This window comes from Nocardia sp. NPDC050799, assembly GCF_040654015.1.
Classification (GTDB): Bacteria; Actinomycetota; Actinomycetes; order Mycobacteriales; family Mycobacteriaceae; genus Nocardia.
In genome coordinates this window covers 215,647-235,090 of sequence record NZ_JBFAHF010000001.1, presented here as the reverse complement: position 1 = coordinate 235,090, position 19,444 = coordinate 215,647, and the positions used below count along the sequence as shown (strand labels likewise).

The 19,444-nt window shown below is 68.4% G+C and carries 18 protein-coding genes and 2 pseudogenes; 8 read left to right on the top strand and 12 right to left on the bottom strand.

The features are described 5' to 3' along the window. Window positions 1-117: 117 nt before the first annotated feature. From AB0H42_RS01090 to AB0H42_RS01080, 3 genes are all read right to left on the bottom strand, one after another. Entirely contained in the window at window positions 118-1,029 is a 912-nt protein-coding gene (locus AB0H42_RS01090) for a serine hydrolase (protein ID WP_357047882.1), read from the bottom strand. A 120-nt stretch (window positions 1,030-1,149) separates the two neighbouring features. Continuing rightward, window positions 1,150-1,515 (bottom strand): hypothetical protein, encoded by a 366-nt coding sequence (locus tag AB0H42_RS01085; RefSeq protein WP_357047879.1) that lies wholly within the window; start codon window positions 1,513-1,515, stop codon window positions 1,150-1,152. Window positions 1,516-1,825: 310 nt separating this feature from the next. After that, entirely contained in the window at window positions 1,826-2,827 is a 1,002-nt protein-coding gene (locus tag AB0H42_RS01080; RefSeq protein WP_357047876.1) for a WYL domain-containing protein, read from the bottom strand. A 63-nt stretch (window positions 2,828-2,890) separates the two neighbouring features. On the opposite strand from AB0H42_RS01080, the gene AB0H42_RS01075 reads away from it, so the two are divergent. Next, the gene (locus tag AB0H42_RS01075) at window positions 2,891-5,128 is read left to right on the top strand and encodes an excinuclease ABC subunit UvrA (RefSeq protein WP_357047874.1); all 2,238 of its coding nucleotides are present in this window, start codon (window positions 2,891-2,893) and stop codon (window positions 5,126-5,128) included. 93 nt (window positions 5,129-5,221) lie between these two features. On the opposite strand, the gene ligA is transcribed toward AB0H42_RS01075, so the two are convergent. From ligA to AB0H42_RS01045, 6 genes are all read right to left on the bottom strand, one after another. Then, on the bottom strand, window positions 5,222-7,213 hold the full coding sequence (gene ligA / locus AB0H42_RS01070) for an NAD-dependent DNA ligase LigA (RefSeq protein ID WP_357047871.1): 1,992 nt from the start codon (window positions 7,211-7,213) through the stop codon (window positions 5,222-5,224). Between the two features lie 179 nt (window positions 7,214-7,392). Further along, window positions 7,393-7,824: a hypothetical protein gene (locus AB0H42_RS01065; RefSeq protein ID WP_357047868.1), complete on the bottom strand. Its 432-nt coding sequence runs from the start codon at window positions 7,822-7,824 to the stop codon at window positions 7,393-7,395. Between the two features lie 45 nt (window positions 7,825-7,869). Next, window positions 7,870-9,420, bottom strand: coding sequence for an aldehyde dehydrogenase family protein (locus tag AB0H42_RS01060; RefSeq protein ID WP_357047865.1), 1,551 nt, complete (start codon window positions 9,418-9,420; stop codon window positions 7,870-7,872). Window positions 9,421-9,429: 9 nt separating this feature from the next. Beyond that, a complete protein-coding gene (locus AB0H42_RS01055) occupies window positions 9,430-10,680 on the bottom strand; it encodes an FAD-dependent oxidoreductase (RefSeq protein WP_357047862.1) in 1,251 nt (416 codons plus the stop codon). 5 nt (window positions 10,681-10,685) lie between these two features. Further along, the gene (locus tag AB0H42_RS01050; RefSeq protein ID WP_357047859.1) at window positions 10,686-11,000 is read right to left on the bottom strand and encodes a 2Fe-2S iron-sulfur cluster-binding protein; all 315 of its coding nucleotides are present in this window, start codon (window positions 10,998-11,000) and stop codon (window positions 10,686-10,688) included. Between the two features lie 25 nt (window positions 11,001-11,025). Then, on the bottom strand, window positions 11,026-12,315 hold the full coding sequence (locus tag AB0H42_RS01045; protein ID WP_357047856.1) for a cytochrome P450: 1,290 nt from the start codon (window positions 12,313-12,315) through the stop codon (window positions 11,026-11,028). Between the two features lie 224 nt (window positions 12,316-12,539). Between AB0H42_RS01045 and AB0H42_RS01040 the strand changes: the two genes are divergently transcribed. Genes AB0H42_RS01040 through AB0H42_RS01030 form a run of 3 tightly spaced genes read left to right on the top strand, consistent with a single transcriptional unit; the run spans window position 12,540 to window position 14,143 of the window. Then, entirely contained in the window at window positions 12,540-12,899 is a 360-nt protein-coding gene (locus tag AB0H42_RS01040) for an antibiotic biosynthesis monooxygenase (protein WP_357047853.1), read from the top strand. Further along, window positions 12,896-13,327, top strand: a complete 432-nt coding sequence (locus AB0H42_RS01035; RefSeq protein WP_357047851.1) for a nuclear transport factor 2 family protein — start codon at window positions 12,896-12,898, stop codon at window positions 13,325-13,327. Before AB0H42_RS01040 ends, AB0H42_RS01035 begins: the two co-directional genes overlap by 4 nt. A 39-nt stretch (window positions 13,328-13,366) precedes the next feature. Next, entirely contained in the window at window positions 13,367-14,143 is a 777-nt protein-coding gene (locus tag AB0H42_RS01030) for an SDR family oxidoreductase (RefSeq protein WP_357047848.1), read from the top strand. Window positions 14,144-14,220: 77 nt separating this feature from the next. Here AB0H42_RS01030 and AB0H42_RS01025 read toward each other — a convergent pair whose 3' ends face one another. Beyond that, entirely contained in the window at window positions 14,221-14,619 is a 399-nt protein-coding gene (locus AB0H42_RS01025; protein ID WP_357047845.1) for a zinc-binding dehydrogenase, read from the bottom strand. Window positions 14,620-14,766: 147 nt separating this feature from the next. Here AB0H42_RS01025 and AB0H42_RS01020 point away from each other — a divergent pair, with 147 nt between their 5' ends. Then, a complete protein-coding gene (locus tag AB0H42_RS01020) occupies window positions 14,767-15,702 on the top strand; it encodes an asparagine synthase C-terminal domain-containing protein (RefSeq protein WP_357047842.1) in 936 nt (311 codons plus the stop codon). A 540-nt stretch (window positions 15,703-16,242) separates the two neighbouring features. On the opposite strand, the gene AB0H42_RS01015 is transcribed toward AB0H42_RS01020, so the two are convergent. Continuing rightward, window positions 16,243-16,842, bottom strand: a complete 600-nt coding sequence (locus tag AB0H42_RS01015) for a hypothetical protein (protein ID WP_357047839.1) — start codon at window positions 16,840-16,842, stop codon at window positions 16,243-16,245. 64 nt (window positions 16,843-16,906) lie between these two features. On the opposite strand from AB0H42_RS01015, the pseudogene AB0H42_RS01010 reads away from it, so the two are divergent. Beyond that, a pseudogene (locus tag AB0H42_RS01010) lies at window positions 16,907-17,145 on the top strand (HTH domain-containing protein); the annotation flags it as partial. Window positions 17,146-17,227: 82 nt separating this feature from the next. Here AB0H42_RS01010 and AB0H42_RS01005 read toward each other — a convergent pair. Beyond that, window positions 17,228-17,697 (bottom strand): annotated as a pseudogene (locus tag AB0H42_RS01005) (VWA domain-containing protein); the annotation flags it as partial. A gap of 335 nt (window positions 17,698-18,032) precedes the next feature. Here AB0H42_RS01005 and AB0H42_RS01000 point away from each other — a divergent pair. Both AB0H42_RS01000 and AB0H42_RS00995 read left to right on the top strand, forming a co-directional pair. After that, entirely contained in the window at window positions 18,033-18,317 is a 285-nt protein-coding gene (locus AB0H42_RS01000) for an acyl carrier protein (protein ID WP_357047836.1), read from the top strand. Beyond that, window positions 18,314-19,444 carry an acyl-CoA dehydrogenase family protein gene (locus tag AB0H42_RS00995; RefSeq protein WP_357047833.1) on the top strand — a complete coding sequence of 377 codons (1,131 nt, stop codon included), beginning with the start codon at window positions 18,314-18,316 and terminating at the stop codon, window positions 19,442-19,444. The genes AB0H42_RS01000 and AB0H42_RS00995 overlap by 4 nt, the downstream gene beginning before the upstream one ends.

Below are 19,444 nucleotides of genomic sequence, written 5' to 3'. Positions count from 1 at the left end.
GGTGACCAGGGTGTAGACGCTTTGGCCCGGCTACCGGCCGTTCGGAAACCGGCCCGTCACGGCACACCCACCTCACCGTGCGGGCGCAGGCGACGGACCGGGTGGAGGGCCGCCCGGTCAGCCGACCGGCAACCCACTGAGGATCGGCACGAAACCCCAGTCCAAGATGCGTGCGGCGTCGCCTGCCGCGGCGGCCAGGTCGTCGGGTGAGCTGTTCAGGACCACGCCGATCAGCCGCTGCGCACCCCGGGTGGCTTCGAACAACAGGCAGGTCCCGGCAGCGTCCGTGGACCCGGTTTTGATCCCGGTGGTGCCCGGATAGTCACGGAGCAGCCCGTTCGTGGTCTCCCAGACGTGGTCCCGGTTCGCGGGTCCGGCGGGCAGGTGGTGGACCTGCGATCCGACGATCTCCCGGAAGACCGGATCGGCCATCGCGTGCCGGCCGAGCCGTACCAACTCCGCCGGAGTGGAGTACGTGGCGAAATCATCGGGGGCCGGCAGCCCGCTGGGATCGCTGAAATGCGTGTTCGGCATCCCCAGCCGCTGCGCAGTGGCGTTCATCCGGGCAATGAAAGCGTCCTGACCCGGTCCGAATGCCTCGGCCAGGGCATAGGCGGCGTCGCAGCCCGAAGGCAGCATCATCGCGTACAGCAGCCGGCGCGCGGTGAGCACCTCGCCGGGAACCAGACCGGCGGTACTTCCGCCGTAGGCGGCCGCATAGTCGACGGCCGCCCGCGGCACCGTGACCGGACGCTCGAGATCACCCGATTCGAGCACGACCACCGCCGTCATCACCTTGGTGATACTGGCGATCGGTACGCGGATATCCGGCTGCCGCGACCACACGATCAATCCGGTACCGGCCTCCGCCAGCGCCGCCGCCGGCGCCCGCACCCCCTCCGGTTGCAGTGTCAGCGGAAACGGAAGCTGAGCCGAGCCGCCGGGGACCGGGGCCGCCGCAGCGGTGGGCGCGAAAACGACGAGCATTCCGGCGACGGCCGCCGTCAATACACGGACATAGGTTCGCATCGCCACATTGTGAGGGCTGACCTCCTCGAACAGCGGGATTTGCGATCGGAGTCGCGGTTGCTCACCCCGCCGGACGGGACCGGACGCGACAACCCCCGTCCGCGGCGGCGCGCGGAGCCGTCAGGCGTCCTGCCTGATCTCCGCGAAGCTCGCCCACTGGACCTCGGCGATATCGTTCGCCTCGTCGTTGAAGGTCGTATCGATCCACTCGAGGATCTGGTCCTCCACTTTCCGCAATACGGACTCCGGCGCATCGACCGGGGAGGTCATCTCGAGCGAGAAGTAGGTGCGGTCTCCCGGATCCTGGCCGGGGTGCTCCTCGGCCCACTCCAGGTGCATCCGGTGCTCACCCTCGGTCTTCGGCGCCAGTTCTGTTCTCGCCTCGGCGAATTCGGGGAACTTCACCAGTTCGCCGGCCGCGGCCGAGCGCACGGAGGCGGCTTGCGCGGGTGTGCAGTACAGCTGGACAACCAGATAGCTACTCACGCTACCGGCCACATCCTCTCGGTTGATCGCATGACAGTGCCGCTCGTCCACCGAACCGGTGAACTCGCGTGCACGGCAGCATATCCCGGCCCCCACCCGCCGTCAGCGTCGGCTTTCGCGACAGCGGTCGGCATGCGTGGTGTGCAGATCGATCGAACCGACCAGCGAGCTTGCACCCGGTTACGAACCGCCGTCCGCACCGCCCAGCAGAAGCGGCGAATCCGCGTGGCGTGACCGCCGAGCGGCTCGTCGAACGGATCCTGCTGTCACCGCCCTCGGCTCGAACGGCTACGTTCCGGCGAGTGACCGCTCAGCCGGACCGATGCAGCCGGTGGTCGAGCCGGGTGCCCGGCCGGTCGGCGACCGCCGTGAGCAGGCGCCGCGCGAAGGTTTCGAACCCGGCCAGGAAGCCGGCGGGCGCCGTCACGCTGAAACCGGTGTCGAGGAAGGCGAGTGCGCCGACCAGCCACTGCCAGGTGTCCAACCGGACCGTGACAGCGGTGTGCCGATCGTCGTGCGCGGTGATCTCGGCGTGCTGATAGGCCAGCACATCCGCGACCCGCTCCGGCGGGGCCGCGATCAGCAGATCGACCCGTTGCTTGCCGACATCCAGGCCACGCTGCAGGTAGTCGACAGCGGAATCGGCCGGGAGCGGCCGCGGCTCGTACCGGGCACCGGTACGCAGCAACTCGCCGACACGGTCCACCCGGAACACCCGCCAATCCGCACGACCGGTATCCCAGGCGAGCAGGTACCAGCGCAGGTGCTGATGGATCTGCCGGTAGGGATGGACTCGCCGCGGGCCCGACACACCACGAACGTCGGTGTAGGTGAAGGTCACGATCTCTCGCTCCGCGCTCGCGGCGGCCAGGATCGCGAGGTGCTCCGGCGACACCCCGGGCGCGACCCGCCGGCCCGTGTCCAGACCGGCGCGGATCGCCGCCACCCGGGGCCGCAGCCGGGCGGGCAGGAACTGGTCGATCTTGCCGTAGGCGCGGGTCGCGGCGGCGTCGAGCCCGCCGGCGGTCGCGGGACCGGTGGCGCCGAGCGCGGCCAGGCCGAGCAGGGTGGCGATCGCCTCGTCGTCGTCGAGGAGCAGGGGTGGCATCGTGCGCCCGGCCCGGAGCCGGTAATAGCCGCCCGGGCCCGGACGGGTCTCGACCGGATAGCCGTAGCCGCGCAGCCGCTCGATATCCCGGCGCAGCGTGCGGGGGCTGCTCCCGAGCCGGCGGGCCAGGTCCTCACCCGAGTAGGCGCTCCCGGTCTGCAGGGTCGACAACAGCGCCAGCATTCGTTCGGTCACATCCGCCACCGGACCGATTGTTCCGTGAATCGCGGTCAGGAACCGGCCACATCTGTCCATAGCGTCGAATCCATGGCTACGAGCAGCATCACCATTCGCGGCGCGCGCACCCACAACCTGGCCGGTCTCGACCTCGATATCCCCCGCCACCGGCTGGTCGTCTTCGTCGGCCGCTCCGGCTCCGGTAAATCGTCACTGGTTTTCGACACCGTGGCGGCAGAGGCCGGCTATCAGCTCAACGAGACCTATCCGCCGTTCGTACGCAACCGGTTGCCCAAGTGGGCGCGGCCGCCCGTCGACCGGATCGACGGGGTGTCACCGGTGGTGGTGATCGATCAGCGGCGCATCGGCGGCAACGCCCGCTCGACGGTCGGCACGATCACCGACACCTGGACCTATCTGCGCCTGCTGTACTCCCGGATCGGGGAACCGTGGGTCGGGGAATCCGACCACTTCTCCTTCAACGAGCCGGCGGGTATGTGCCGGGCCTGCGCCGGATTGGGTGAGGTCGTGGTGAGCGCGACCGAACGGTTCCTCGACCTGGACAAAAGCCTCGCCGCCGGCGCGATTCTGCTGCCCGGATTCGGCCACGGCGGCTACTGGTACGACCAGTACGCGGGTATCGGCGTCTTCGATCCGGATACCCCACTGCGGGGCTGGAAAGAGGTCGAACGCGACGCGCTGCTGTACGGCGGCTCCGCCGCGGCCCGGCTCGGCCGCCGCCCGCCCAAGGACTACGAGGGACTCGTCGAGCGGTTCGAACGCATTCATCTGCACACCTCCGACAACCTGTCCGAGCGCAAACAGGAGACGATCCGCCGGTTCACCCGCTCCGAATGCTGCCCCGAATGCCGCGGTGACCGGCTGAACGAAGCGTCACGCGCCGTGACCGTGCTGGACCGCACGATCGGTGAACTGGCCCGAATGGAGGTCGGCGAGCTCGCCGGACTCGTCGCGACCATCAGGGCGCCGCAGGTCGCGCCGGTGGTCGAAGCGCTCCGCGCCCGGCTGGACGCGATGACCACCATCGGCCTCGGTTACCTCACCCTCGGCCGGGCCACCACGACTCTGTCCGGAGGCGAGTCCCAACGGATCAAAACGGTGAAACATCTGGGTTGCAGCCTCATCGAAATAACCTATGTGGTCGACGAACCGACCATCGGTCTGCATCCCACAGATGTCGAATCGATGACCCGGCTGCTCGCCCGGCTCCGCGACAGCGGTAACAGCGTGCTGGTCGTCGAACACGATCCCGCCGTGATGGCGTGCGCCGATCAGATCGTGGAACTCGGTCCCGGTGCCGGATCCGAAGGGGGCCGGCTGATTTTCCAGGGCACGTTCACCGACCTGCGCGCCGCCGAGACACCGACCGCGCGGGCACTGGCGCGGCAGCACAACACCGCACGCCGGGACCCGCGGCAGGCGACCGGCAAGCTCACCGTGGCCGAGGCGTACCGCAACAACCTGCGCGGTGTCACCGTCGATATCCCGACCGGCGTGCTGACCGTGCTCACCGGGGTCGCGGGCTCCGGGAAATCCAGTCTGGCCGCCGAATTCGCCGCCCGGCACGAAGCGATAGCGCTCGACCAGAAGCAGGTGAGCGCCACGCGCCGCTCCACTCCGCTCACCTATACCGGTATCGCGCCCGCGATCCGAAAACTGTTCGCCCGGCGCAACCGGGTGCCCACGGCACTGTTCAGCGCCAACTCCGCGGGTGGCTGCCCGGCCTGCGGCGGACTCGGCGTCATCTATACCGATCTCGCGTTTCTCGACGGCCAGGAAACCGTCTGCGACACCTGCCACGGGCGACGCTTCACCCCGGAGGCACTCGCCCACACCGTGGACGGCCTGTCCATCGCCGATATCGACGAGCTCACCGTCGCCGAGGCCCTCGAACGACTGCCCGAGCCGGCGATCACCCGGGCTCTGGAACGACTCGCCGAAGTCGGCCTCGGCTACCTACGGCTGGGCGAGCCGCTGAGCGGATTGTCCGGCGGTGAATGCCAGCGGGTCAAGATCGCCCGGGAACTCCGGGAAGCCACCGAACCGTCTGTCTATCTGCTGGACGAACCGACCACCGGACTGCACCCGGCCGATATCGAGACACTCTTGCGGGTGTTGGACGCCCTGGTGGACGCCGGCCACACGGTAGTCGTCATCGAGCACAATCTCGAGGTGATCCGGCACGCGGACTGGCTGATCGACCTCGGCCCAGGCGCGGGCAGACACGGCGGGACGGTGCTCTTCGAAGGACCGGTGGCCCACTACACCGGTCACGCGACGCCCACCTCGCGGGCGCTCGCGCGGTGACCGGCCGGTCACGCGATACGGGACCGGACCGGCGACCCCGGCGCTGCCCGATGTGCGGCGGCTCCCCGGTTCCGCGCGATAGGCCGGCGAGCTCTAGATGACGTTCGCGGCGATGAGCAAGTTCCAGATCTTCTCCTGGTCGGCGACCTCCACCCCCAGTTTCGCGGCCTTGGCCAGCTTGCTCTCGCCGACCCCCGCACCGGTGACGAGCAGGTCGGTATTCGCCGATACCGAGGATGCCACGGTGGCCCCCGCCTTCTCGCAGAGGCGTTGGAACGTCGGGCGGGCGACCTTCTCCCCCGAGCGCGGGTCGCTGATCGCGCCGGTGATCACCACCGTTTTGCCGTCCAGCGGCGCACCCGCCGCGACGGCCGGTGGTAGATCCTCGTCGAGCACGTCCAGATTCACGCCCGCGGCGCGCAACCGCTCCAGTTCCGGACGCAGGCGGGTGAGGTGTTCGACCAGGGAAGCCGCCACCTTCGGGCCGATGTCCTCCACGGCCACGAGTCGTTCCTCGCCCGCGTCGGCGACCTCTTCCAGGGAATGGAATCCCGCTCGGGCCAGGCGGGCGGCGGTACCTTCGGAGGCCATCGGGATCGCCAGGCCGATCAGCGCGCGGCGCAGGCCCACCCGGCGGGCGGCGTCGACCGAATCGATCATGCGCGCGGCCGAGGTCGCACCGATACGGTCGAACTCGAGCAGGCGCTCGGTGGTCAGCGTGTAGAAATCCGAAGGACGCTCCAGGATGCCCGCCTCGGCCAAGCGCTCGATCCACACCTGGCCGAATGCCTCGATATCGGCGGCCGGCCGCGACGCCCAGTGGATGAGCCTGCGTACCGTCTGCGCGGGACAGGCGACGTTGGTGCAGAACAGTTCCCGGCTGTTGCCCTGCTCGGTCACCGGCTGCGCGCACGACGGACAGCTGGTGGGCGGCACGATCTCACGCTCCTCGCCGGTGCGTTTCGAGGCGTCGAGTACACCGGCCACGAACGGGATCACATCGCCCGCCCGGCGTACCAGCACGGTGTCCCCGACCTTGATATCGCGGGCGCGGATCACCTGCTGATTGGCCAGCGTCGCCTTCGTGACCGTGGTGCCGCCCACGAACACCGGCTCCAGCCAGGCGACCGGAACGATCTTGCCGGTCTTACCGACGTCCCAGACCACCTCGTTGAGCAGTGTGGTCTTCTCCTCGGCGGCGAACTTGAACGCGAGCGCGCCCCGCGGGCTGTTGGACCGGGTTCCGGCCGCGGCGTAGGCGTCGCGGTCGGCCAGTCGCAGCACCGCGCCGTCGATGTCGTAGTCCAGGTCGTTGCGGCCCTGTTCGATCACGGTGATCGCCGCCTGCGCCTGCTCGGCGTCGGCGCACATCCGCATCTGCGCCCCCGCGATCCCCAGCGCCCGCAGCCCCTCGGCCAGGTCGGCCGCGGCGCCGCCGGCGGAGGTGTCGAGATCGAAACCGAAGAACCGCAGCCGCCGCTCGGCGACCGTGGCCGGGTCCTTCGCCCGCAGTGTGCCCGCCGCGGCATTGCGCGGATTGATCAGCGGCTTGTCCGGGTGCGCGGTGTTGTAGGCGAGGAAGGTCGACCGCAACATCACCGCCTCACCGCGCACCTCCACCCGCCCCGGGACGTCGATCCGGTCGGGCACCCCGTCGACCAACGCGCGGACCAGTACCGTCACGTCATCACCGGTGGTGCCGTCACCGCGGGTCACGGCACGCACCAACCGCCCGTTTTCGAACACCAGGGCCAGGGACAAACCGTCGAGCTTCGGCATCACCACCACCGACTGCCCGGGAAACCGATCGAAGAACGCCGTCACCTGATCCGGGGTGGTCGCCTTCTCGAGCGACAACATCGGCCGCGAATGCCGGATCGGGGCGTGCAACACGGCAGGCGCCCCGACCTGCTCCAAAGGGTTCGGATCGGGTGCGAGGCCGGGGTGCGCCTCGATCAGGCCCCGTAGCTCGTCCTCGATCGCGTCGTATTCCGCGTCGGCGACCAGCGGCGAGCCGCGGTAATAGGCGTCCCGCAGCGCCACCACACGGTCCGCGAGCTCTTGGATGCGTTCACCGGTTTCCACGAGCCAGACGCTACCGAGCCCCACCGACACCCGGGGTGACCGAGTGGGGCCAGAACATGCCCGGGTCATGGGGTGATGTGGCGGACCCGGTGGAACGACGCGGTGCCGTCGCGCGGCAATTGGGACGACCGCCCCACGAAGGAGACGGCCGCCCCGGCTCGGTAGGAGTAACGCTGTGGTCAGCCCTTCTCGACGGCCGCGGCCAGGTCGTTGAAGTTGGCTTCGTAGAACTCGGCGAACTGATCGGCGAAGGAGTCCGGCAGGACATCGGTGATGTAGATCAGTTCGCTGGTGTTGTCGTCGATCGGGATCACCTGCATCGAGGCGTGGTGGTGGATGGCGCCGAAGAGCCCGGGGACGGTGTAGGACAGCCGGCGGTGCTCGTTGTCCACCGACACGTCGAGTTCGTAGATCTCGTCGCCGGTCGCGGCGACGGTGACCACCCGGTAGGTCCCCGCCGGACGGTTGGGGGCCGCCTCGGTCACCGTCTCCATCCGGGCGCCGGCGGCGGCGGTGAACAGGTGGGATTCCGCGCGGGTGTATTTCTCGATGACGGACCAGCCGGTATCGGCGTCGACGTCGATCTTCTTGGAGTAGTACATGACAGCCATGGTCGAGCCTTTCGGGTGGGTGGACGCCGGCGCGCGGCGGTGGATCTAGAGGGCGGTGCTGACCACCGACGCGGTGTCGACGATCAACCGGGGGATCTCGATGCTCGGATCGACCGAGATGGTTTTGGGTACGAGGTAGCCCTCGAGGCCGGCGCGGCCATGTTCGCGGCCGATCCCGGAATCCTTGAAGCCACCGAACGGAGAGTTGAAATCGGCGGAGAAGCTGTTGACCGAGAACGTCCCGACCCGGATACGGCGGGCCAGCTCGAATCCGTGCTCGACATCCGCGGTGAAAACGCACCCGGCCAATCCATAACGACTGTCGTTGGCGATGCGGACGGCCTCGTCCTCACTGTCGTAGGCGATCACGGCCACGACCGGCCCGAAGACCTCCTCCTGCGCGATCTCCATATCGGAGGTCACCCCGGTCAGCAGGGTGGGCTCGACGAACCAGCCCTCGGGCCGGTCGGCCGGGATACCACCGCCGAAGGCGACGGCGGCGCCGGCCGCGACCGCGCGCTCGATCATGCCGAGCACCCGCTCGCGGTGGTGCTCGGTGATGAGCGGTCCGATGACGGTGTCGTCCCGGTGCGGGTCACCGATCACGAGCTCCGCCATCTGCTCGACGAGTTGTGCGACGATCCGGTCGTGCAGGCTGCGCGGCAGCAGGAACCGGCTCTGGCATACACAACTCTGGCCGCTACTGGGAATGACGCTGATGTTCAGCAGGGCGGGCACAGTGGTGGCCAGATCGGCATCGGGCAGGACGATGGCCGCCGACTTACCGCCCAATTCCAGGACCGTGGGGCGGATGCGCCGGCCACAGGATTCACCGATTCGGGCGCCTACCGCCGTGGAGCCGGTAAAACTCACCATATCCACGTCCGGATGCTGCACCAGATATTCCGACGCCGCCGGACCGGCCGCCACGATATTGATGACACCGGGCGGGAACCCGGCCTCCCTGATCATGTTCCCCAGCGCGAAGATCGCGAGCGGATTCGGTTCGGGAACCTTGATGACCACCGTGCACCCCGCCACGATCGCCGGTGCGACCTTCTGCGCGGAGCCTGCCAGCGCGAAGTTGTAGGCGACGAGGGTGGCGACCACACCGACCGGTTCCGCGACGACCAGGCTCTGCGTCTTGTAGGGCATGATCATGCCGCCGGCGGCGCCCCCGGCGAAGGGGCCCAGATCCGCGGTACGCACTTCGGTGAACGGATATGCACGGCCGAGGGCGGCATTGTAGTTCCAGTGCAGAGCCGGCGCGACCGCCTGGTAGACCTCGGCGAGAGTCTTGGTGCAGCCGAGCTCGTCGACGAGCAGTTCCACGAAATCGTCCTTGTGCGCGTGGATGCGCGCGGCGAGGGCCTCGCACATCTCCGCGCGTTCGGCGACCGGCCTGACGGCCCAATCGGTTTCGTAGAAGGCGCGCCGCGCCGCGTCGACGGCCGCGTCGATATCGGCCGTGCCGGCGCTCGGGACGGACCCGATCGATCTCCCGGTCGACGGCGAGATCACCTCGTTGCGCTCGGTGGACCGGGCCGGTTGCCAGTCGCCGTCGATGAAGAAGCTGGTGTAGGTGCGCTCGAGCATCGTTCTCTCTCAGGTAGTCGTGGCCGGTACGGCCAGGGCATCGGCAAGGGGGATGTCCGGATCGGCGACGGCGGTGGCCGGCCCGACCAGTTCGGCACCCGCGGCGAGCAATGTGCGGGCGGTGGCGAAATCGGCGGGGCGGTTCATCGCCTCGACCGCCGTCAGGGTGTTCTCGCGCAGATAGATCACCGAGAAGTTCTCCGTACGCGGATCGCCACGCAGGATGCGGCGGGTGGCGCCGGCGTGCAGTCCGGCGGTCTGCAGGCGCAGTGTGCCCTGGTTGGACCAGAACCAGGGCACCGCCGTGTAGGGCTCGGTGCGTCCGCAGATCGTCGCCGCGGCGACTTTCGCCTGAGCGACCGCGTTCTGGACGGATTCGAGCCGGATCCGGCCCGTCGCCGCCGGATGTGGGCCGAGGACGCAGTCACCCGCCGCGACCACCCGCGGGTGCGACGTGCGGGCGTACCGGTCCACGATCACGCCGTTGTCCCACGCCAGGCCGAGCTGCTCGGCCAGCCGGGGATCCCGGACGACTCCCACGCCGGCGACGACCGCGTCACAGGCCAGGGTTTCGCCCCCGTCGAGGACCACCCCCACCGCGTCACCCGTCGCTCCGGTCGTCAAGGCGGTCACCGATCGGCCGAGCCGGAACCCGACGCCACGGCGCCGATGCGCGTCGAGGTAGAAGTCGCCGAGTTCGCTCCCGGCGACCCGGTTCAGCAGCCGATCCGCCATTTCCACGACGGTGACCTGTTTGCCGTGGGCGCGCAGCACTGCGGCGGCTTCCAATCCGATGAAACCGCCGCCGATCACCACGAATCGGGTCGCCGTGTCCAGCAGCGAGCGCAGCCGGTCGGCGTCCGCGACGGTCCTCAAGTACAGCAGGTTGCCCGGCGAGCCCATGTCGCCGGGCAGCCGGCGCGGCTGGGCGCCGGTGGCCAGGGCCAAATACTCGAAGGTGAACCGGCGTCCGTCCGCGGTGCGGGCCCATCCCCCGTCGTCGCCGATGCCGGCCTCGGTGACCGAGGTGCCGGTGACGACGTCGATATCCTTGCGGGCGTAGTACTGCTCGTTGCGCAGTGCCAGCTTGGCGGCCGGGAGTTTGCCGAGTAGATAGTCCTTCGACAACGGTGGCCGCTGATATGGCGGAATGTGTTCGCTGCCGACGAGGGTGACGGGCCGGTCGTACCCGTGGTCGCGCAGGCCGGCGGCGATCTGGGCGCCGGCCTGCCCGCCCCCGACGATGAGAGTTCCTGTCACCGTTGTCATTGTTCCGGCGGCACCTCGACGGTGAGGCCGTCCAGTTCGGCGCAGACCTCGATCTGGCAGGAGAGCCGGCTGCCCGGCCCGCGCGGCGATACCGCGCCCTCCAGCAGTTCGTTCTCGTCGTCGCCGGCCTCGCCGACCCGGTCCCGCCAGGTCGCGTCCACATAGACGTGGCAGGTCGCGCAGGACAGGGATCCGCCGCACTCGCCGATGATGCCGTCGAGACCGTTCTGGACCGACGTCATCATCACGGAGTCACCGTCGTCGGCGTCCAGGGTGGTCGGGGATCCGTCGATGATGAACGTGACTTTCACGATGGTGCTCCTGCTCGCGACGGGTTCAGCTGTGGAAAGTGACCGGCAGGTGGGCCGGCCCGAAGAACAGAAAGCTCTTCTTCGAGGGGGGCGCCGCGCCGTCGAGCGCCACCCCGGCGAACCGGCCGGTCAGCTTTTCCAGAACGATGCGCAGTTCCATCCGGGTGAGCGGACTGCCCGGGCATACGTGCGGACCGCCGCCGAACGCCACGAACCGTCCGGCCGTGCCCTTTCGGGTGACGTCCTTGTCGTCCGGGTGCGGGAACACCTCGGGATCGCGGTTGGCCGAGCCGAGGCTCACCCACACGACGTCCCCCGCCTTCATCTGCCGGCCGTCGAGTTCCACATCGCGGGTCACCGCCCGGAACATGCCCTGAACGGGCGATTCGGTGCGCAGCAGCTCGTCCATGAACGGCTGGATCGCCTTCGGGTCGGCGCGCATCGTCTCCCACTGCGCGGGGTGCGCGGCCAGGTATTCGATCATCTTCGCCAGTGCGGTGGAGGAAGTATCGCTGCCACCGACGAGGGTCAGCTGCAGCACCATCAGCAGTTCATCGGTGGTCAGCGGCTCGTCGAGCTCGTCGTTGATGACCACCACGCGCGAGATCAGGTCCGCACCGGGGTTCGCGCGGCGCTCGGTGATCAACTCCGCGAAGAACATATCGAAGCTCAACCGCACGTTCACCAGAGCGTCCAGTTCGGACTCGGTGAGGTTCGGGTTGCCCACCATGGAGTTGAATCCCTCGGCCCAGCCGAGCAATCGGGGTACCAGCGCACGATCGAGCCCGAGGATGTCGGCGATCACGGCCATCGTGTACGGGGTCGCGAAATCCGTGACGAACTCGACGGCCGATTTTTCGGCCAGGGTGTCGACGTAGTGCCCGGCGGTCTCGGTGATGCGCTCCTCCCACGACTTGATCGCCGCGGGGCTCAACGCGCTGGTGATCAGTTTGCGGTGCTTGGTGTGGGCGGGCGGATCGGCGAAGAGCAACGTCTTGCGGGGGCTCGAACCGTAGTCGGCACCGATGATCTGTTTCGCCTCCGGTGATTCGGCGGCCTTGTCGATCAGCATCTGCCATTCCCGCGCCACCTGCGGACCCAGCATCTCCTTGGTCGAGAACGTGACTGTGTCCTTCAAGACCTCGAGCACATGCTTGTGGTCGCTGACGACCCAGAACCCGAGTGCGCCGCTGAAGCTCACCGGGCAGCTGCTGCGCGCGGTGCGGAAGTGTTCGTACGGACACTTCAGTGCTTCGTCCTCCAGTTGGAAGACCGGCTCGTAGCCCAGGTCTGCGTCGTAACCGAGTGTCGTCATGCTCCGCGTGTCCTTTCCGGCGCCCTGCCGGCGCTCTGTGCCTGCGGGCGGCCCTGTCGCCCGTGCCGGCTATCGAAAGTTGAACTGACTTCTGTTCAGCAGGTCCCGACCAAATTAATGGTGTAGGTCACATCCGTCAAGCGGTCGTAAGAAATCGGCGAAAACATTGAACTGAACTTGATTCATGGGCTAGCTTGGGCCCGAGTCACAACGAAGGAGCCCATATGACGCAGATCCGCGCCCTGGTGACCATGCGTTTCGCGCCTGAGAACCGGCCCCGGCTGCAGGCCGCGGTGGAGAAGCTGACGGCCCGGGCGGAAACCGAGAGCGGCGTCCTCGGTATGACGTACTCCGTCTCCCGCAGCGGCGACACCCTGTTCGTCAACGAGCACTATCGCGACGCGGCCGGCATGCTCGAGCACCTGCACGGCATGGACCCCGAGGTCACCTCCGAACTCGTCGCACTGGTGACCATCGAGTCGATGATCGTCTGCGGCCCGGTCACCGAGCAGATCGAGCAAATCGTGGCGAATTTCGGTGCGGTCACCTTCGCCGAGACCGTCGCCGAGAGCGTCCGGTCGTGACCGGAGAACCGGGCGCGCCCGGGGAACCGTACGCGATGGTGGCCCAGCTGTGCGGCCGATACGCGCACGCACTCGACGGGCGCCGGTGGTCCGAACTCACGGAGGTGTTCACTCCGGACGCCACCATGGAGTTCGCGCATATCGGCCCCGTCACCGGACCGGAGGCGATCGGCCGGATATGCGCCGAGGCGCTCGCACCGCTCACAGCGAGCCAGCACCTGATCGGCAGCATCCTCGTCACCGCGACGGGTGCCGAGCCGGCGAGCGTGTGCTACTTCCACGCGCAGCACGTGCGGGACGGCAGGCAATTCGTGGTGGCCGGGACCTACACCGACACCTTGCGACAGCACGGGGACGGCTGGCGCATCGCACACCGCGTCCAGACCGTCACCTGGACGGCGGGAGACAGCGGCGTCGTCGGCATGTGACCGGGTAAGCACGTCGAAACACCACGGAAGGAGCCGATCATGGCGGATCTGCAGGGAACCTCCATCATCGTCACCGGCGCCGCGCGCGGGATGGGCGCCGCGTCGGTGCGCGCGTTCGCGGCGGCCGGCGCCGATGTCGTGGCCATGGATATCGATACGGCCGGCCTCGACCACGTCGTCGCCACCGCGGGTGCGGGCGGGTCGGTCACCGCGATGCCGGTGGATGTATCGGCCGCGACGAGCGTGACGAGCGCGTTCGACGCGGCCGTCGAGCGCCTCACGAAACTGGATGTGCTGGCGCATCCGGCCGCGATTCAGCGGCCGGGTTCGGCGGCCGAGATCTCGCCCGAGGACTGGGACTCGATGTTCGCCGTCACTGTGCGCGGCACGATGCTCACGAACCAGGCGGCCTTCCGGCATATGAAAGCCGGCGGGCGCGGCGGGTCGATCATCAACTTCGGTTCCATCTCCGGTCTACGACCGGAACCGATCGCCCCCGCCTATTCGGCAGCCAAGGGCGCGGTGCACTCGTGGACCCGCACGGCCGCCGCCGCGTGGGGGCCCGACGGTATCCGGGTGAACGCGATCCTGCCCGCCATCGCCACACCGATGTACGAGGAAGCAAAGGCCCGGATGACCGAAGACCAGCAACAAGCGCACTATTGGCAGAACGAGGCCGCTATCGCGCTGGGCCGGCGGTACGGCGACCCGGACACCGACCTGGGTCCCGTTATGGTCTTCCTCGCCTCCTCGGATTCTCGGTTCATCACCGGTCAACTGATCCCGGTGGACGGCGGGCAGTCCTCGGTGCGCTGAAATCCCGATATCCGACCTCCGGGCCGTGTCACGCGGCCCCGACCGGCTGCGGTGGGCCGCGGCGTGCGATTCACCACTCAGGGAGTGAGGACGATCCGCCCGAACACCGTGCCGAGATCCATCCGGCGATGGGCTTCGGAAGCTTGCTCCAACGGCAGGATCTCGTGCACGACGGCGTGCAGTTCGCCGCGGGCGGCGGCAGCGAACTGGTCGGCCCTGACCGCGTCCCTGGTGGGCACCGGGACGGTATCGAGGCTGAATGTGGCGAACGAGCGGGACTGCTGGAACGCCCCCAGGAGCCCCATGCCGAAATCCGCCGGCGGCAGACCCGCCACCACGCCGGCCAGGACGAAACGTCCGTTCGGCGCGAGGCGGTCGAGGAACGTGGGCAGCTCCGCCCCACCGGCGATATCGAAGATCACGTCGTAGGACGGCGGCGCCGCCGGATCGCCTCCCCCCCGACCGGTCCAGGACATGTGTCGCGCCGAGGTCGCGGAGCCGGTCGCCGCGGGCCGGCGACGAGGTCGTGACCGCGACCGTGCTCGCCCCGCCGCGCACCGCGAGCTCCACCGCCGCGATACCGATACTGCCCGCCGCCCCGCGCATCAGCACGGACTCACCGGGTGCGAAATGCGCGCGCAACCCTCGACTCGCCGTTCGCCGACCAGGTCGCGGCCCATATCGGCGCACGGCACACTGCCATCATGCTCGATCCCGCCGAACTCACGGCTCCGCAGACCCGCGAGGCCGTGGTCCGCGCGCGCGACTTCCCGCTGGGGTTCGGCGATTCAGACGCCTCGCTGTATCTGCTGTCGCGGGCCGTGCGCGCCCACTCGACGGTGGCGCTCTCCGGCGAATCCGCCGACGAGATCTTTGCCGGCTACCGCTGGTTCCACCATCCGGTCCTCCGCGACAGCGAAACCTTTCCGTGGATGGCGGCCATGCCACATACCCTCACCCGGCGCGCCGGGCTGCTGCGCCCCGACCTCACGCGGGCCCTCGAACTCGACGACTACGTGCGCGATCGATACCGCGAGGCCGTCGCGCGAGTTGAGCCGCTGCCCGGTGCGAGTCCGCTCGACAACCGGCTGCGGCAACTCTCCCATCTGCACATCACCCGGTTCCTCCGGGCGATGCTCGACCGCAAGGACCGGATGAGCATGGCCGTAGGGCTGGAAGTGCGTGTCCCGTTTTGCGACCACCGGCTCATCGACTACCTGTACAACGTCCCCTGGTCGCTGCAATCCCACGACGGCCGGGAGAAGAGCCTGTTGCGCGCAGCCACCACCGACCTGCTACCGCGTTCGGTGGTCGAGCGGGTCAAATCGCACTACCCGATCGCTCAGGACGCCGCCTACGCCGAAGCGCTGCAACGCCGAGCCGCCGACCTGCTCGCCGACGATCATGCGGTGCTCGAACTCGTCGACGCCGCGGCGGCGCGCAAGGTCGTGGCCCGCGCACCCGGCGATCTCGATCTACCGGACCGCGCGGCCCTGGAGCAATTACTCGACCTGGCCGTATGGCTCGACCTCTATCGGCCGGCGCTCCACATCATTTGAGCCTGGTGAAACCTCGGTGCCTGCCGCGCGGCGTGAACCTCGCCGCCCTCGCCGCGGTCCTCCTCGACTACAGCAGCCGACCACACCGCGTCTTGGAGCATGCCAGGGCAATGTCCATAAAGGAGTATTAATGGACTAAGTTTCCAACGGTAACCATCGATGAACTGCGATGATTACCGATAGGAGCGTCCAAGAATGCATCAATTTATGGACACACCCGGCTATCGGAAGCCGGAGTTCGATCACCGAGCGCGGCGGAGGAAGCCGCGGGCTCGATGATCGGACCCGGCCCGGATCGTCGGCACCTTCGAGTCGGCCGGTTGTTCAGCGGTGTATCGGTTGGCCGGCGAGGGCTTCGGTGACGGCGAGGCTGTCTTCGTACACGGCGTATCGGGTGATCAGTCCGTCTGCGACGGTGAGGTGGAGCGCGCAGAGAGCCGTGTACGGCTGACCTGTGGATTTGACCGTCTGGCGAATATCGCCGACACGACCGCGTTCCGGCCGTCGACCAGGACTTGTGATGCTTTTCCCGCGGCTTCCTCAGGGATGTGAAAGGCGGCTATTGCGCGGAAGTGGTCGGCGACGTCGGCGCGGGTGGAGCGAGGCCGGATCCATGGCACCGCCGGGCGGCCGTCGACCGGCCAGTTCAATTGCCATTCGACGTGTTCGGCGAACAGTTCGGCGATTCGGTTGGGGGTCGCCCTCGCCCAGCCGGCGAAGGAACTCCTGCACGGTGGCGCGAGGGCCCGTTCTCGTCTCGATCGGGGTGTTCACAGCGAATTGATGGTCGGCGCGGATGAGCCCGTTCTCACCGAGGGTGACGAAGACGCGGCCGGTCCAGGCGATGTCTCCTTCTACTTCGGGGCCCATGTGGGTGGTGGAGGTGACCATGTCGTGGTGGCCGGTCGCGTCACCCGCGGCCCAGAAGACGTTAGCCGCATCGCGCACCAGCGTGTTGTGCGCCTCGGAAATGCGCGCCTCGAGGGCGCCGTGACCCTGGTACCGCGCGGACTCGTTTGTCTGCACGCCGTACACATCCCACAGGCCAGTGATGAGGCGACGGCGCGCTACCAGGTCCGGTTCGTTCCACACCGCAACATAGCGGTCGACGAACTGCAAGATATCGATGTCGATGTCCATGCATCGAACGTTATCGCCGCTTCACTGACATTCTGTGTCAGTGAAGCACGGCAGACTCGATTGCATGCGCGCAAGCCGACTCGTGTCCATCCTGCTGCTGCTACAGAACCGGGAACGGATGACGGCACAGGAGCTGGCCGACGTGCTGGAGGTGTCCGTGCGCACTGTCTACCGTGACACGGAGTCCCTGAGCGCGGCGGGCGTGCCGCTGTACGGCGAATCCGGTCATGACGGCGGGTACCGGCTCCTCGGTGGATTCCGGACCCGTTGACGGGACTGACTGTCGATGAGGCCGATTCGCTGTTCCTGACCGGGTTGCTAACGGCCGCCACGGAGCTGGGTATGGGCGCGGTCGCCACCGGCGTGCGGCTCGAGCTGGGCCTCAGCGGTCGCCCAGCACCTCGGGAGTGGCGGCCGCCCGGCGGTGGTGCTCGTGGACGGCGAGGCCGTCCGGGTCGGTGTCGGTGGCGGACCCGGAGGCGTCGAGAGGATGAGGACGCCGAGATTGTGGGCGCGCTCGCGGGATTCGGCGTACACGTTCTCCGCCGGTGAGTAGCCCGACCGTACATCGACGACCAGATCGAGCAAGGCATCGATATCGAGTTCGTCCCCATCGGGACGTCGGCGTTGGACCTCGAGGCCGATGCAGACGCGGCCCAGGCGGCGCCGGAGCACCTCGGCGGCCGAGATATCGGCCTCGGTGGTCAGCGGGGAGTCCAGAACCCGGCACCACTCGGGCCGGTACCGGTTGGCGTGGACGTCCCATTCCGGGTGCCACGATCCGCGTACTCCCGTGACGGCGCCGGGTTTTCCGTCGACGACCACATTGATCGCAGCCGGTAGCGGCCGGGCATCGGTACTGCCCGTGCGGCCCCACCGAACGGCACGAACCCGCATCCGGGCATCGGAATCGTTACTCCGGGGGCAGGTTTACGCAGCAGAGTCGAACGAGAGTGCCGGGAATCGACATATGTGCCGCGGCCTGAGGACGCAGCCCGTCAGTGCATACCGACCGCGCGTTCGGCCTACATATCGTGCTTACCAGCCCGGACCAGGACGGCACGTGCGGTGGTGAACCCGTGCCGAAGTTCCGGTGGCAGAGGAATTGGGGGCATGTTCGACGGGCCGCCGGCTGATAGCTTTTCGTCCGGATATCCGGCGGGTGATATCCAGGCGAGGACGGGCTGTACATGAGTGACGAAAGTACCCCGCCGCATCCGGATCTGGTGGAGCGGCTGATGCGGTATTTCGGTGTGGTCACGACCACCCGGTTGGGACCGGACGACGACTATTTCGGTATGGGTCTGGTGAATTCGCTCCGGGCACTGGAGATCGTCGCCTATCTCGAGCGTACTTTCGACATCGAGATCGATATCGACGACCTGGATCTGGACAATTTCCGGACGGCGCGCCGCGCGGCCGCCTTCGTCACCCGCAAATGTGGTCCCACGGCCGACCTCGGTGCGGGCGGGTGAGCCGGCTGGAATCTCTGCTGCGCCGCGCCGCTGAGGGTGCGGCCGAATGGGACAGCACGGGGATGCCGCGTGAAATAATCACCGCCGCAGCAGAAGCGGGCGTGCTCGGCATGGATCGGCCGGCGCGTTACGGCGGTCGCGGCGCGGAGGCGTCGGCAACCGGCCGGACGGCCGCCGAATTGGGCGCGGTGTGCACGTCGCTGCGTTCGTTGTTCACGGTCCAGGGCCTGGTCGCTGCGACGATCGATCGCTGGGGCACTCCCGAGCAGCGCACGCACTGGTTGCCCGGGTTGACGGGTGGTGAGCTGGTCGCGGCTCTCGCGGCGACGGAAGCCGGGGCAGGTAGCGACCTTTCGGGAATCACCACTTGCTTCACGGGGACCGGGCCCGAGCGACGTGTGTGTGGCCGCAAGTTGTGGGTCACTTTCGGGGCGCTGGCCGATGTGGTGCTGGTGGTGGGGCGATCGGACGACGGCCCGGTCGCCGCGCTGGTGGAGGTGGATCAGCCCGGCGTGCAGGTGGAACCGGTGACCGATCAGCTGGGCATGCGAGGCGCGCGCATCGCGCACCTGACCTTCGACGCGGCGCGGGTGCCCGCCGGGAACATACTCGGCCGAGCGGGTTTCGGCCTGTCGCATGTGCTGGGAACCGCACTCGACCACGGCAGGTACACGATCGCGTGGGGCTGCACCGGAATGGCGCGGGCGTGCCTGAGCGACGCCGCGGCGCATGCGCACGACCGGATCCAGGGCGATGTCCGGCTCGCCGACCACCAATCGGTGCGTGCCGTGCTCGGACGCAGCTGGGTGGACGTGGCGGGGGCGGAGGCGCTGTGCGCCCGCGCGGCGGGTGACCGCGACGACCGCGAGCCGACCGCGCACCTCACCACCATCGCCGCGAAATACGCGGCGGCCCGGGCAGCGTGCGCGGCGAGTGAGCGCGCGGTGCAGATGCTGGGTGCCGCGGGCTGCGCCCCCGGCAACCGGGCCGGCCGCTTCTACCGCGACGCCAAGGTCATGCAGATCATCGAAGGCGCCCGCGAGATCGCCGAACAGGATCTCGGCGAGTTCGTGCTGCGGTCCGTCGGGGAATCCCGCGCCGCGGCGGCCCTCGTGTCGGAGAGCTGA